Raw genomic sequence first — 13,080 nt, 5'->3', positions numbered from 1 at the left:
CCAGCGTCAACAGTACAGCTAAAGATTCTTACGTAACATTAGCGCTCATGATGACAGATCTGCCCCTCGACCTGGTCCGCACGCTGCTGGCCGTCGCCGACGAAGGCACGTTCGACGCGGCGGCCTCGGCACTGCACGTGACGCCGTCGGCGATCAGCCAGCGCGTCAAGGCCCTCGAACAGCGCACCGGCCGGGTCCTGTTGATCCGCACGAAACCGGTTCGCCTGACCGAATCCGGGCAGGCGGTGGTGCGGTTCGGCCGTCAGCTGGCGCTGCTGGAGGCCGACACCCGGGCCGAACTCGGCCTGACCGCGGGCGACGAACCGGTCCGGCTGCCGATCGCGGTGAACGCCGATTCGCTGGCGACGTGGTTCCTGCCGGCGCTCACCCGGGTGCCGCCCGAGCAGAAGATCTGCTTCGAACTGCACCGCGAGGATCAGGACCACACCACGACCCTGCTGCGGGAGGGACTGGTGATGGCCGCGGTGACGTCGTCACCCGATCCGGTCGCCGGGTGTTCGGTGCACCGGCTCGGGCACATGCGCTATCTGGCCGTGGTGAGCCCGGCCCTCGGCACGGACCTCGACCTCGCCGAAGCACCTGTCGTCGTCTTCGACCGTCGTGACGACCTCCAGGACCGCTTCGCCCGCGAGCGCGGCACGATCGCGAGCCCGCTGCGGCACTACGTTCCCTCGTCCGAAGGATTCTTCGACGCCGTCGCGGCCGGGATGGGCTGGGGCATGGTGCCGCTCGCGCAGATCGGCGACCGGCTGCGGGACGGCACGTTCGCCTGCCTCGACCCGGATCACCCGATCGACGTGCCGCTGTTCTGGCAGCAGTGGAAACTCGACTCGCCCGCGCTGGCGGCGGTGTCGGCCGCCATCACCACCGCGGCCGCGGACCTGCTGGTCGATCCGCACGGATGCGGGCGCGGGCGACGGCCCGGTCGTGAGATCCTGGGCGCATGACGCGCGCATTGCACCTGGTCGGGGACGAGGAAGCGGACCGGCTGCTGACCGAAGACCCGTTCGCCCTGCTCGTCGGGATGCTCCTCGACCAGCAGTTCCCGATGGAACACGCGTTCCGGGGCCCGCAGAAGATCGCGGACCGGATGGACGGTTTCGACATCAAGAAGATCCACGCGATGGACACCGAAACCTTCGTCGAGCTCTGTGTCGTCCCGCCCGCGATCCACCGCTACGGCGGTTCGATGGCCCGGCGGGTGAAGGACCTCGCGGAGCACGTCGTCGAACACTACGACGGCGACGCCGCCGGGATCTGGACCGCCGGCCGCCCCAAGCCGGACGGCCCCGAGGTCCTCAAGCGACTCAAGGCGTTGCCCGGCTTCGGCGACCAGAAGGCCTCGATCTTCCTCGCGTTGCTCGGTAAGCAGCTCGGCGTGCAGCCCAAGGGCTGGCGCGCGGCCACCGGCTCGTACGGCGACCGCGGCTCACGGCGTTCGATCGCCGACGTCGTGGACGCCAAAACCCTCGGCGAGGTGCGAGCGTTCAAGAAGGCGGCGAAGGCCGCTGCCAAGGCTCCCGCGAAGTAGCGAGGGGTGAGGCAAAGGTGGCATGGCGGTGCCGGGGGTCGCGAGTGGCAATGGTCGTTCTGGCGAGCTTCCCCTTGGGTACCTACTGCGTGACCTGTGGCGCTTCTTGCGTGATGCCGGGTTGAAGTACATGAAGGCCCCCTCCCTACTCTTCAGCGCTTCCAACGGCCCGGCGTCGAACTCCTATGTCCCCACGACCGCGACCTGGTATCAACCGCAGCCTCAACCACGTAGGTACCTAAGACACCCTTGGCTCTAACCCGAATCGCCACTCACGACCCCTTCGCGGCTCCCGGCCACGGTCCCGGCGTCTCGGTCGGGGGTTCGGCCTGCTCGACTTCGGTGCGGAACAGCCGGAAGCCGCGTGCCTGGTAGTTCTTGAGCGCGGCCGGGCCGTCCGTCGTGCAGGTGTGGACCGTGACGCGGCGTGTCGCCGTCTTGCCCGGCCAGCGCTCCGCGAGCGCCCATGCCTCCCGCAGCGCGACGGTCAGCAAGTGCCCGCCGATGCCCTTCCCGACGAAGGACGACGTCAGGCCGAAGTACGCGAGTTCCACTTCGTCGTCTGCGCTGCCGTCGAGTTCGAAGTAGCCGCACGGCGTCCCCTGCGCGTACGCCACCCAGGTCTCGACGCCCGGCCTGTCCAGCCACTCGGCCCACCGCGTCCACGTCCAGCCGAGCCTGTCGATCCAGAACCAGTCGCCGCCGACGGCGGTGTAGAGATAGCGGTTCAGCTCCGGGCTGACCAGCTCGGAGCGGGTGACCGTCACCGGGACGGCAGGCGGTTTCGCCGCGCTCAGGTCGTCCGGCGAGGTCTGTTCGAGGTGCCAGGTGGTGATCTCCATGCGGCGATCATTTCAGCCAGATGCGCAGCGGCCCTAGTGCCGTGTAGCCGTTGCGGAGAGCGGCGTCGAGATCGTCACCGCGTTCGTAGCCGGTGATCGGCAACCCGGGGAAGCTCGCCGCGACGGCCGCGGTCGCGCCGCGCCACGCGTCGTCGGGGTCGCCTTGAGTGTACAAATTGGACAGTCCGGCGAAGTCGCCGTCCCGGTTGGCGGTCACGCCGGAGACGCCGTCGGACCACACCGCGACGGACGGATCGTCGAACCGGTCGTCGACGCGGGACCAGCCCGGCTCGAGCGGCACCTGAGCCGTACGGGTGATCCACGTGGCCTCGAAGAGCACCTCGAAACCCGCTTGCGAAAGATCCAGGCAGGCGAAGCTGTCCTTGACCGAACAGCCCGGCGAGGTGTCGATCCCGGCCAGCACCTCCGACACGGTCGCCTCCGGCGTCAAGGTCACCGCGTCCGGGTACAGCGGCGGCGTCCGGTGTGCCGACTTCCAGACGTGGGCCGTGAAAATACCCGTTCGGCACACCACGTCGCACCGCGTCCGCTATACCCGCGCGAACCACAGCACGTCCGGTTCTCCTTGCGGCACCGGGATCTTCAGCTCCCGCACCTCGCCGAACCGCGCCCGCAGCCGCTTCGCGAACGACGGCACCGACTCGGCGCTCCACACCCCGAGCACGCCGCCAGGCCGCAGCCGCGCGGCGAGCATGTCGAGTCCGTCGTCCAGATACAGCTTCGCGTTGCCGTCGGTGACCGTCCACTCAGGACCGTTGTCGATGTCGAGGCACAGCGCGTCGAACCGCTCTTCCGTGCGGCGCAACCACTTCACCAGATCGGCCTCGACGACGGTGACCCGTCCGTCGGACAGCGCGTCGCCATGGACGTCTTTGAGCGGGCCCTCGCGGTTCCACTTGATCACGGCAGGCTCGCGCTCGACGACCACGATCTCGCCGACACCGGGGTGGTCGAGCGCGGCGCGCAGCGAATAGCCGACACCGAGGCCGCCGATCAGCATCCGTGCCTTGCCCGGCACCAGATCGGCCGCCACCGAGACGAGCAACCGTTCGGATTCACCGTTCCGGGTGTCCATCAGGAAGACGCCGTTGGCGATGACCTCGAAATCTTCTCCGGCCCGGCGGAGCACCAGCTCGCCGCTCTTCCCGGCCACCTTGTCGAGTACGTCGGTCATCCGGCCAGCCTATCGACGACGATCACGGCGGACCCGCGGATTTCCCTTTCGCACTCGACCGATCGTGGCGGGCACCTGTACGAACCCCGCCGACACTCCTAACCTTGAAGTGTCGGAGGTGATTTCTCATGCAGGCGACCGTCGGAGACGAGATCCACGTGCACGGACGCACGGTCGGCTCGGCCGAGCGACACGGTGAAATCCTCGAGGTACGCGGAGAACACGGTGCTCCGCCGTATCTCGTCCGGTTCGCGGACGGGCACGAAGGGCTGGTCTTCCCCGGCCCCGACTGCGAAGTCCAGACTCGCGCCGAATAGGCGTCACTCGGCCAGCGCGGGCTGCTTCACGCGGCTCCGCCAGCCCGCCACGACCACGACCGCGCCGATCGCGGTCAGTATCGCCGCGATCTCGGGCAGCAGGAGGGGTCCGCCGCCGCTGAGCACGGCTCCCCCGACCAGGCCGGAGAGGCCGACGCCGAGATAGATCGCGGACGCGTTGAGCGAGAGGACGAGCCCGGCGTTCTGGCGGGAGAGCTCGATCAGCCGGTGCTGGATCGGCGGGTTGACCGACCAGGTGGCCAGTCCCCAGAGGAAGAGGACGACGGCCGCGCCCGCGACGGTGGTCGCCACCAGCGGCAACAGCGCGAGCACGACGGTGATCCCGCCGAACACGACCAGTAGCGGTCCCCTGGCGCCCCACCGGTCGGCCGCGCGGCCGCCGAGGACGTTGCCGAGCGCGCCGCCCGCGCCGTAGACGAACAGCAGCAGGCTGACCGTCGTGCCGTGGACGCCCGCCGTGGCGGACAGGACCGGCGAGATGAAGGTGTAGACGGAGAACGCGGCGAGGCAGCCGAGCACGGTCGCGCCGAGCATGGCGAGGACGCGCGGGTCCTTCGCGACGGTGAACCGTTCGGCCAGCCGGACCGGTGGCGGCGCCGGGACCGCGGGTAAGACCAGCCGGACCGCGAAGGCGCCGAGGAGCGAGAAGACCGCGACAAGCGCGAAGACTGCCTGGTAGCCGACGCTCTGCGAAAGGACACTGCCGAGCGGAACACCCAGGATCGTCGCGACGGTCAGCCCGCCGAAGACGAGCGCGACCGCGCGGCCCCGGCGTTCCGGCCAGGTGAGGTCGGCGGCGACGGCACTCGCGGCCGGCGTGAAGACCGCCGCGCCGATCGCGGTGACCACGCGCGCGAGGAGCAGGGTCACGTAGCCGGGCGCGAGGGCGGCGAGCGCGTTGCCGATGGCCGTGACGACGAGCGCGGCGACCAGGAGCGTGCGCCGTTCCCAGCGGCCCGTGACCGCGGCGAACAGCGGCGAGCCGACCGCGTACGCGATGGCGAAGGCGGTGACCAGCTGCGCGGCGGCCGTCTCGGAGACCCCGAGCTCGCCGGTCAGCGCGGGCAGCAGCCCGGCGACTACGTAGCCACTGGTGCCGACCGCGAAGGTGCCGAGCGCCAGCACCGCGGTCCTGGGTGGTGCGAAGGTCATGACTCCCCAGCTCCAGACCCCTTTTTCCGTCGCCTCCCGCTCCGGCACCGGATCGCGTTTAGCCCGCTAAAGGCGATCCGGACCCGGGGGCGCCTGGCCGGTGCCAGATCGCGGTTAGCCCGCGAAAGTCGACTTGGGGTCGTTGTTCGATGGTTGTCGTAGTTCGATGGTGACCGTACTACGAACTCGCCGAAAGTTCGAGAGGCGTCGTACTATGGACGGATGGCCACGACGACCAACCAGTACGTCTATCCCGGACAGGACGAGATCCGGATCGAGGCGGTCCTCGCCGCGCTCGCGGACCCGGTCCGGCTCGACATGGTCCGCCAGCTGGCCGAATCCGGCACCGAGATCTCGTGCAGCGGTTTCGACGTCGCCGTGACCAAGTCCACACTCACCCATCACCTGCGCACCCTCCGCGAAGCGGGCATCATCATGGGCCGCCAGCAGGGCACCGCCCGCTACAACTCCTTGCGCCGCAACGATCTCGACGAGCTCTTCCCCGGACTGCTCCAGGGAGTGCTCGCCGCGCGCCGCTGAGGGTGGGCAGCCTCACCCGAAACCGGGATGACAAAGGCCCCCTCGATCGGTTGAACTGGACGAAGGACAGCGGTGCCGCACTCGCTGTCTTCTTTTGTGTCCGAGACCTAAATCGATTCAGCTCTCCCTTCGCGACGCTGGGCGAGTAATCGTTTACCTCAAGTACGACCCCCGGAAGGAGAGCCGTGCCCGTCGCGCTGCTCGCGCTCGCCATCGGTGCCTTCGGCATCGGGACCACCGAATTCGTGATGATGGGCGTGCTGCCCGAAGCCGCCGCCGATTTCGGCGTGTCGATCCCGTCCGCCGGCTACCTCATCTCCGGCTACGCCCTCGGTGTCGTCGTCGGCGCCCCGCTGCTCACCGCCGCCGCGGTCCGGCTGCCGCGCAAGACGATGCTGCTGGCGATGATGGGCCTGTTCACACTCGGCAACGCCCTCTTCGCGCTCTCGCCGAACCAGGAGTTCGGTGTCGCCTTCCGCTTCCTCGCCGGCCTGCCGCACGGCGCGTTCTTCGGCGCCGGCGCGGTCGTCGCGTCCAGCCTGGCCAAGCAGGGCGAACGCGCGAAGGCCGTCTCGATGATGTTCATGGGCCTGACGCTGGCCAACGTCGTCGGCGTGCCGCTCGGGACGCTGCTCGGCCAGAAGGTCGGCTGGCGCGCGACCTTCGGTGTCGTGGCCGTGATCGGCCTGTTCGCCATGGCCGCGATCGCGAAACTGGTCCCCCACCAGGGCAAACCGGTCGAGCCGTCGCTGCGCGGCGAACTCGGCGCCTTCCGCCGCCCGCAGGTGTGGCTCGCGCTCGCGATCGTCACCTTCGGTCTCGGCGGCGTGTTCGCCTGCCTGTCCTACATCGCGCCGATGCTGACCGACGTCACCGGCTATTCGCCATCGCACGTCACCCTGCTGCTCTCGCTGGCCGGGGTCGGCATGACGATCGGCAACTACCTCGGCGGCAGGCTCGCCGACAAGGCGCTGATGCCGAGCCTCTACGTCTCGCTGATCGCGCTCGCTTCGGTACTGGCGATCTTCACCTTCACCGCGAACGGCAAGGTCGGCGCGGCGGTGACGATCTTCTTCGTCGGCCTCGCCGGGTTCATGATCGGCCCGATGATGCAGGCCAGGATCATGGAGAAGGCGGGCGGGACGCCGTCGCTGGTCTCCGCGGCCGTGCAGTCGGCGTTCAACATCGCGAACTCCATCGGCGCCTACCTCGGCGGCCTGGTCATCGCGGGTGGCCTCGGCCTGGTCGCACCCAACTGGGTCGGCGCGTCGCTGGCCGTCCTGGGGCTCTCGCTGGCCGTGGTGTCCGGCAGCCTGGACCGCCGCGAAGCCCGGCTCAGCCCCGCCATGGCCTCCTGAGCCGACTCAGGACAGGGGCCCGCCGGTGATCGTGAACGCGATGAACAGGATCAAGACGGAGAGCGCGCCGTAGGTCAGGACGTCGACCGGCTTGCCCCGGATGGCCAGCAGCCCGGCCTTCGCCTCGGGCAGCGCCGCCCGGAGCAGGCCGGCGAGCAGCAGCGCGGCGCCGATCAGCGCGGCACCCTGCCGCCAGTGGTACTGGCCGATCCGCAGGGCGGCGACGGCCACCACCAGCATCACCACCAGGAACGGCAGGTGATGGAGCAGTGCCCCACGGTCACGCCGCTGTCCGGCCACCGCCATCAGTCCTCGTCCTTCAGGGTCTCGCGGGCAGATCGGTTCACGCCGTCAGTATCCCGGGTGAGTGAGCCGACACCAGGTCAGGGCGTCTTCTGGACTGTCAATAGCGGCAAAACCCACATGCGGGGTGCACGCGAGCGCGGATACGGTCAAAATGTGACCGTGGCACAACCGACGACTCAGCTGAACGCGACCGAGCAGGACACCCTGGTCAAACAGATCGGCCTCGCCCTGCTGCGGGCCGCGCCGCGCGATTGGCGAAAGGTGACCGCCGAGTACCGAGCCGTCGGCAGGTACCACGAGATGACCGGCGAGATCATCACCGAGGACGGCACCGCGCACGAGTGGGTCGCGACGCATGACATCGCGACGCTGTTCGGCAGGCTCCGCGCCGGGATGTATCGCGACGGCCGCGGCACCTGGTTCAACGCCCGTTACCAGCTGGATCACCCGTCCAGCTACAACCTCGAGTACAACCGCGACGAGCCCCAGTGGCGCCTCGCGCCGCCTCCGCAGGCGCTGTCCGACGAACTGCGCATGTTCCCCCGCTCCGAGGAGAACGTGCCCGAATGGCTGATCCGGCGTATGTCCGGCCTCGGCCCCGAGCAGCCAGGGCCGCATTTCCGCATCGCCCGCATCTTCGACACCATCGGCCCGGCCGGGCGTCCGGTGATCAACCGGCCCGACCTGGAGATCGAGGAGCAGGACAGGCTGCTCGAGTACCTCGACCGCGCACCGCTGGTGGTCACCGAACGCGGCTACGACATCGACAGGCTCGCGCAGACCCCCGAGGCCACCGTCCCGGTCGCCTTCCACAGTGACGGGCAGTGGATCTGGCCCGCCGCCGTGAACTTCTACCTGCGCGAGTACGGCGTCTCACCGGAACTCGACCTGATCGACCACGTCCGGCAGAACGATTTCACGCTGCCCGAGGTCGACGCCCCGACGCTGCAGGCCGCCGCGGGGTACCTCACCCGGGGGAATCAGCCCCCGCAACAGCGCCCCAACGGCCCGGGTGGACCGGGTGGCCCCAACGGCATGCCCGCGGGCCCGCCTCCGCAGGGACCGCCGCAGAACGGCCCCGTGCCGCCTCAGCAGGCCAACCAGGGCGCTCCCGGGCAGCCCGGCCCGAACCAGCCCGCTCAGCCGCCCGTCCCGCCGCATCAGCAGGGCCCGGACCAGTCGGCCGCCGCTGCGGCTGCCGCGGCACCGGTCGCGGCTGCCGCGGCCGTCCCCGCCGCCGAGTCCACCGTTCCCGATCAGGCCGAGCAGGCCCAGCGGTACGAAGAGGACTACGACACCCAGGACTACCAGGCACAGGACTTCCACGAGGCCGCCGCCGAGCAGCAGTACGAAGGCCGCTACGAAGACCCGTACGCGCACGACGAGGCGCAGTTCCACGAGTCCGAACAGGACGCGTACGCCGACGAGGAACGGCAGGACGAGGCGTCGCATCAGCGTGCCGAACCCGCGCCGGAACCGCAGGTCGCCGACCCGGAGGCCACCACGTACGCGCGGCCCGCGCAGGTCGACGCCTACGAGCCGCCGCCCCTCGTGGAAGAGCAGGACGCGTACGCCCGGCAGGAAGAGGACCAGCCGTACGCGCCGCCCGAGGAGGAGACGACCACCGGTTACACGCCGGTCGAGCAGGCCGACGCCGGTCCTGAACTGCCCCTCCTCACGCACGACGCGGAGCCGGACCTACCCCCGCCGTCGGACAACGAGGTCACGCAGGTCGACGCCTCGCCGCCGGTCCCCGTGCCCGTGTCCCGCCCCGAGCCCGAGCCGCGGCGCGAGGACGCCCCGCGCCGCGCGGCACCGGAGCGACCGCGTCGCGCCGAGCACCCCGTGCCGGTGCTGAACGAGCTGCAGGCGAAGTTCGACGACCTCGACGTGCCCGAGGACGTCTACCGCATCGGCTCCCCCACCGACCACGGCTGGAGTGTCGAGCAGGTCGACGGCGGCGGCTGGCGGGTCGGCTGGTACGACGGGAAGCTGGCCAATCCGGCGGTGTTCGGCGACGCCGAGGACGCCGCCGCGTTCATGCTCGGCAAGGTCCTGCTGAACCCGAACGGCGCTCCGCCGCCCGAGGAACAGCCCGCTGTCGAAGAGCGGCCGGTCGAGGAGCAGGCTCCGCCGCCGCCCGTGCTGGCGACGCTGTCCCCCGAGATCGCGACCGGTTCGCATCCGGTGCCGCCGCGGGAGTCGATCCCGGCACAGGAACAGACGGCGTTCACGACGGCCGAGGAGCTGCTCGGCGACGACATGGACGACGAGCCCGCCCCCGCGCCGGTCCCGCCCGCGCCCCCGGCGCGGCCGAACCCGGTGCTGGCGAGCCCGCCGCCCGCGCCGCCGCGGCGTGAACCACCGGTGACGCCGCCTCCGCCGCCGATGCGGCGCGAGGAACCGGCCCGTCCGCCGGTCGCGGCGAACGCCGCCGGGGCGCCCGACGCCAAGCAGAACTGGCCGATCTCGCCGCTCAACGGCGAGCCGCCGCTGACGCTGTTCCGCGGCAAGGAGCTGCGCGAGCTGCCCGCGGGCAGCGAGCTGGACCGCTTCGGTGGCCCGAACGGCAACCTGACCTACGCGGCCGGGACGCCGTTCGAGGAGCGCTCGCTCGTGCCGGAGTGGGTGAACCGGCCGTACCACGTGTACCGCGTGCAGCGGCCGCTCGAAGCGCTCGCCGGGGTCGCGATCCCGTGGTTCAACCAGCCCGGTGGCGGTTCGGCGTATCTGCTGCCGGCGTCCATCGAGGAGCTGCTCGCCGAGGGTGACCTCATCGAGCTGGACCCGGGCGAACCGCCGATCGACTAGTCCGCAAGCGCTATGAACGGACCGTTCCTTGCAAAATTTGCAAGGAACGGTCCGTTCATAGCACGCGGGGTCAGTGGATGACGAGGCCGTGTGCGGCGGCGTAGGCGACCGCGGTCTCGGTGTCCACGTGGACACCGGCGAGGTTCGCCTGCACCAGCCCGTTGGCGTCGAGCCGCGCGCCACGCAGGTCGGCGCCTTCGAGTTTCGCGCCGGCCAGCCGGGCACCGGTGAGATCCGCACCTCGCAGGTCGGCACCGGTCAGATCCGCTTCGAGCAGGTTCGCCTCACGCAGGCGCAGGCCGCCCAGGTCCACTTTGGACAGACGGGCCTTGCTGAGCGAGACCAGCGAGAGATCGCATTCGGTGAAGGCGACCTTCTGGAATCGGCAGTCCACAAAGGACGATCCGAGCATCGAACAGGAGCTCCACCGCGTGCTCGCGAGCACACTGCGGTCGAAGGTGCACGACCGGAACGCCGACGCCTCGTGGCGCGAGCCCTCGAAGTCGACCTTGGTGAAGTCGCACTGGTCGAAGGTGCAGCCCTGGGTGCGCAGCCCGCGCAGGTCGGCTTCGGTGAAATCACAGCCGACGAAACTGCGTTTTTCCCACCACTGCTCGGAAAGAACGGCTTCTCGGTAGTCCTCCGCGGTCTCGATCACTCGTCCAGGATCGCATACCCGCTCAGGGCCAGGTGATTCCGCCGAACATCGCGCGCAGCTTCGCCGCCCGCGCCGGGGACGACGCGGCGATCCAGCCGATCCGGCCGAGCAGATGGGCGCGGAAGTCCGGATGCGCGGTCCGGTTCTGCTCCTCCGGGCCGGTTCGGACGCAGTTGTGCAGCAGTGCGCGCAGGGCGTCGTAGTCGGCGCGCGTCGCGGCGGGCGCGCTGTTGACCACCAGGCCCGCGACACGTTGCCGCTGGTGCGCTCCGGCGACCGAGGTCTTGTCGTCTCGCAGCCGGAAGCCCTCGCCGGTCACGATCCGCCGGACACCGGGCAGCAACCGGTGCAGCGGCAGGGAATCCCCGGAGAACGCCAGATCGTCGGCGTACCGCGTGTAGGCGGCGCCCAGTGCACGCGCGAGACCGTCGAGCCGGCGGTCGAGATGGTGCGTGACCGCGTTCGCGACCGAAGGCGACGACGGCGCGCCCTGCGGCAGATGGGTGGCCGCGAGGTTGTTCAGCAGCCGCAGGCGCGCCGGATCCCGCCGCCCCTCGGGCGCGGTGGCGAGGACATCGGGCGGAACGGCTGTGGTGAGCACGCCCGCCAGCGCCTCCGCCACGGCGGGCGGATACCCCGCGAGGCCGAGCAGCGCCGAGATCCGGCGCGCGGACACCGTCGGGAAGAACCCTTCGAGGTCCATCCTGACCACGGTTTCCCGCCCGGCGTGCGGCGCGGCGCAGGACATCGCCGAACGTCCGCGCCGGAACCCGTGCGCCGCCTCGTGCACCGGCAGCGCCTCGACGACGTGCCGCACGATCCGGCGTTGCAGTTCGGCGATCCGCGGCTTCGGCCGCTCGATGAGCCGCACACCGCCCGAAGCGGTCGGGATCCAGCGGTAGGTGTAGTGCCGGACCGGCTCGTCCGCACGCCTGTTCCAGCCCTTCGCGTCGGCGAACCACGAGAGTTCGCCGGGCGTCAGATCGAGGGCTGCGGCGCAGTCGTCGAAGGTCGCCCAACGGGCCACCTGGAATCGCCAGACCGGCATGGGTTCGAGGAGCGACGCGGAGGTGACTCTTTCTCCTGTCATCCGCGCGGACTCGCACGCGGAGCATGCCGCGCTCGCGCGGGGCGCCTTGTCTCGCTGTCTTCGTACTCCCCGGGGTTGCCCCGGAGTGGGTGGCGATCCACCGGCTCACCTCCGCGTCGCTATCGCCACCCTACCGACTTCAGCGACTGGGAATGATCTCCGTTCCGGAGACGTAGCGCATGGCCTCGATGAACTTCGGGTCGTTCATCCGGCGCTCCATCTCCGGGTAGTCGAGGTCGACCAGCCGGGTCTGGATCCACCACAGGTTGCCGAACGGGTCGCGGACCCGGCCGACACGGTCGCCGAAGAAGAGTTCGGTCTGCCTCGTCACCTCTTCGGCGCCCGCCTCGACGGCCCGGCGCTGCGTCTCCACGCTGTCCTCGACGTAGAGCCGCAGGTACGCCGGGGTGTCGACCCAGTCGTCCCGCGAGTCGAACAGCATGACGACCGAGTCGCCGATCCGGACCTCGGCGTGCCCGATCTTCCCGCCCTCGACGTACACCGGTTCACCGATCGGCTCCGCATCGAAGACCCGCTTCAAGAAGTCGATCACGCCCGCGGTGTCGCGCGAGATGATCCACGGGGTGACCGAGTGGTAGCCATCGGGGATCGGGTTGCTCATCGGGTTCTCCTCAGTCGTCGTGGTGCGATGAGAAGAACGCTAGAGCCCGTATAGGACAGATCATGTCCTAATGGGATTTCAGGAGGAAAGGCGGCTTCGACTCCTGCCACGCGGGCATGTCCAGCGAGTTGAGCACCTCGACGATCCGCTTCTCTTCGTAGCGGAAATGCGTCTCCATGATCGCCGTGAGGCCGTCCAGTTCCCGTTGGACGTGCAGGATCTCGTCCTGACTCGACCCGGGGCCGACCCCGGCGACCAGCTCTTCGAGCCGTTCGATGATCCCGGTCATGACCTCGTGGTCGTGCGCGAGCTCTTCGAGCGACGGCCGCAATTCGGGAAATTTCTCCGCCAGTACAAGGAAAGCGCCGCCGTCTTCCCCGGTGTGATGCCTGGTCAGTGCCGAGCAGAAGGTGAGGCAATGCGCCCGGAGATCGCGCAGCCGCTCGGCACGCCCCTCCGCGACCGACCCGAGGTCGTCGTGCAACGCGGCCAGCTCTTTACGCAGCCAGTCGTGAACCTGAACAAGTTGATTTCCGAACGCCGTCAACCGGCCGTTCTTCCGAGAAGGGGTTTCCATGATTTCCCATGGTCCGGCGCCTCCATGCCCGCGACGGTC

General features: G+C 69.7%; 15 protein-coding genes. 6 read left to right on the top strand and 9 right to left on the bottom strand.

The window, feature by feature from the left end; all coding sequences use genetic code 11:
- Positions 1 to 47: 47 nt before the first annotated feature.
- Entirely contained in the window at positions 48 to 968 is a 921-nt protein-coding gene (locus DMH03_RS35620; protein WP_125796422.1) for a LysR family transcriptional regulator ArgP, read from the top strand.
- Positions 965 to 1,552, top strand: coding sequence for an HhH-GPD-type base excision DNA repair protein (locus DMH03_RS35615; protein ID WP_125788925.1), 588 nt, complete (start codon positions 965 to 967; stop codon positions 1,550 to 1,552). Before DMH03_RS35620 ends, DMH03_RS35615 begins: the two co-directional genes overlap by 4 nt.
- Before the next feature lie 272 nt (positions 1,553 to 1,824).
- Here DMH03_RS35615 and DMH03_RS35610 read toward each other — a convergent pair whose 3' ends face one another.
- From DMH03_RS35610 to DMH03_RS35600, 3 genes are all read right to left on the bottom strand, one after another.
- Positions 1,825 to 2,394 carry a GNAT family N-acetyltransferase gene (locus tag DMH03_RS35610; protein WP_125796421.1) on the bottom strand — a complete coding sequence of 190 codons (570 nt, stop codon included), beginning with the start codon at positions 2,392 to 2,394 and terminating at the stop codon, positions 1,825 to 1,827.
- Between the two features lie 7 nt (positions 2,395 to 2,401).
- Positions 2,402 to 2,851 (bottom strand): hypothetical protein, encoded by a 450-nt coding sequence (locus DMH03_RS35605; protein ID WP_233611804.1) that lies wholly within the window; start codon positions 2,849 to 2,851, stop codon positions 2,402 to 2,404.
- 93 nt (positions 2,852 to 2,944) lie between these two features.
- Positions 2,945 to 3,589 (bottom strand): spermidine synthase, encoded by a 645-nt coding sequence (locus DMH03_RS35600; protein WP_125796419.1) that lies wholly within the window; start codon positions 3,587 to 3,589, stop codon positions 2,945 to 2,947.
- A 128-nt stretch (positions 3,590 to 3,717) separates the two neighbouring features.
- Here DMH03_RS35600 and DMH03_RS35595 point away from each other — a divergent pair, with 128 nt between their 5' ends.
- A complete protein-coding gene (locus DMH03_RS35595) occupies positions 3,718 to 3,906 on the top strand; it encodes a DUF1918 domain-containing protein (protein WP_125788921.1) in 189 nt (62 codons plus the stop codon).
- A gap of 3 nt (positions 3,907 to 3,909) precedes the next feature.
- Here the strand turns inward: DMH03_RS35595 and DMH03_RS35590 are convergent, their stop codons facing one another.
- Complete coding sequence (locus DMH03_RS35590; RefSeq protein WP_125796418.1) at positions 3,910 to 5,079, bottom strand: MFS transporter; 1,170 nt, start codon at positions 5,077 to 5,079, stop codon at positions 3,910 to 3,912.
- A 222-nt stretch (positions 5,080 to 5,301) separates the two neighbouring features.
- Between DMH03_RS35590 and DMH03_RS35585 the strand changes: the two genes are divergently transcribed.
- Complete coding sequence (locus tag DMH03_RS35585) at positions 5,302 to 5,619, top strand: helix-turn-helix transcriptional regulator (protein WP_125796417.1); 318 nt, start codon at positions 5,302 to 5,304, stop codon at positions 5,617 to 5,619.
- A 185-nt stretch (positions 5,620 to 5,804) separates the two neighbouring features.
- Complete coding sequence (locus DMH03_RS35580) at positions 5,805 to 6,977, top strand: MFS transporter (protein WP_125796416.1); 1,173 nt, start codon at positions 5,805 to 5,807, stop codon at positions 6,975 to 6,977.
- Positions 6,978 to 6,983: 6 nt separating this feature from the next.
- On the opposite strand, the gene DMH03_RS35575 is transcribed toward DMH03_RS35580, so the two are convergent.
- A complete protein-coding gene (locus tag DMH03_RS35575) occupies positions 6,984 to 7,283 on the bottom strand; it encodes a DUF3017 domain-containing protein (RefSeq protein WP_125796415.1) in 300 nt (99 codons plus the stop codon).
- Between the two features lie 117 nt (positions 7,284 to 7,400).
- Here DMH03_RS35575 and DMH03_RS35570 point away from each other — a divergent pair, with 117 nt between their 5' ends.
- Positions 7,401 to 10,094 (top strand): glycohydrolase toxin TNT-related protein, encoded by a 2,694-nt coding sequence (locus DMH03_RS35570; RefSeq protein WP_370311020.1) that lies wholly within the window; start codon positions 7,401 to 7,403, stop codon positions 10,092 to 10,094.
- Between the two features lie 70 nt (positions 10,095 to 10,164).
- On the opposite strand, the gene DMH03_RS35565 is transcribed toward DMH03_RS35570, so the two are convergent.
- The 4 genes from DMH03_RS35565 to DMH03_RS35550 all read right to left on the bottom strand — a co-directional run bounded on the left by DMH03_RS35565 (position 10,165) and on the right by DMH03_RS35550 (position 13,041).
- Positions 10,165 to 10,752: a pentapeptide repeat-containing protein gene (locus DMH03_RS35565; protein WP_125796414.1), complete on the bottom strand. Its 588-nt coding sequence runs from the start codon at positions 10,750 to 10,752 to the stop codon at positions 10,165 to 10,167.
- A gap of 22 nt (positions 10,753 to 10,774) precedes the next feature.
- A complete protein-coding gene (locus DMH03_RS35560) occupies positions 10,775 to 11,842 on the bottom strand; it encodes a reverse transcriptase family protein (protein WP_255431275.1) in 1,068 nt (355 codons plus the stop codon).
- A 139-nt stretch (positions 11,843 to 11,981) separates the two neighbouring features.
- A complete protein-coding gene (locus tag DMH03_RS35555) occupies positions 11,982 to 12,464 on the bottom strand; it encodes a VOC family protein (RefSeq protein WP_125796413.1) in 483 nt (160 codons plus the stop codon).
- A 67-nt stretch (positions 12,465 to 12,531) separates the two neighbouring features.
- Complete coding sequence (locus DMH03_RS35550; protein WP_125796412.1) at positions 12,532 to 13,041, bottom strand: hemerythrin domain-containing protein; 510 nt, start codon at positions 13,039 to 13,041, stop codon at positions 12,532 to 12,534.
- Positions 13,042 to 13,080: the final 39 nt, after the last annotated feature.

Source organism: Amycolatopsis sp. WAC 01376 (assembly GCF_003947415.1).
Taxonomy (GTDB): domain Bacteria; phylum Actinomycetota; class Actinomycetes; order Mycobacteriales; family Pseudonocardiaceae; genus Amycolatopsis.
Note: the sequence above shows the minus strand (reverse complement) of the source record. Positions and strands in the feature narration are given on the sequence as shown.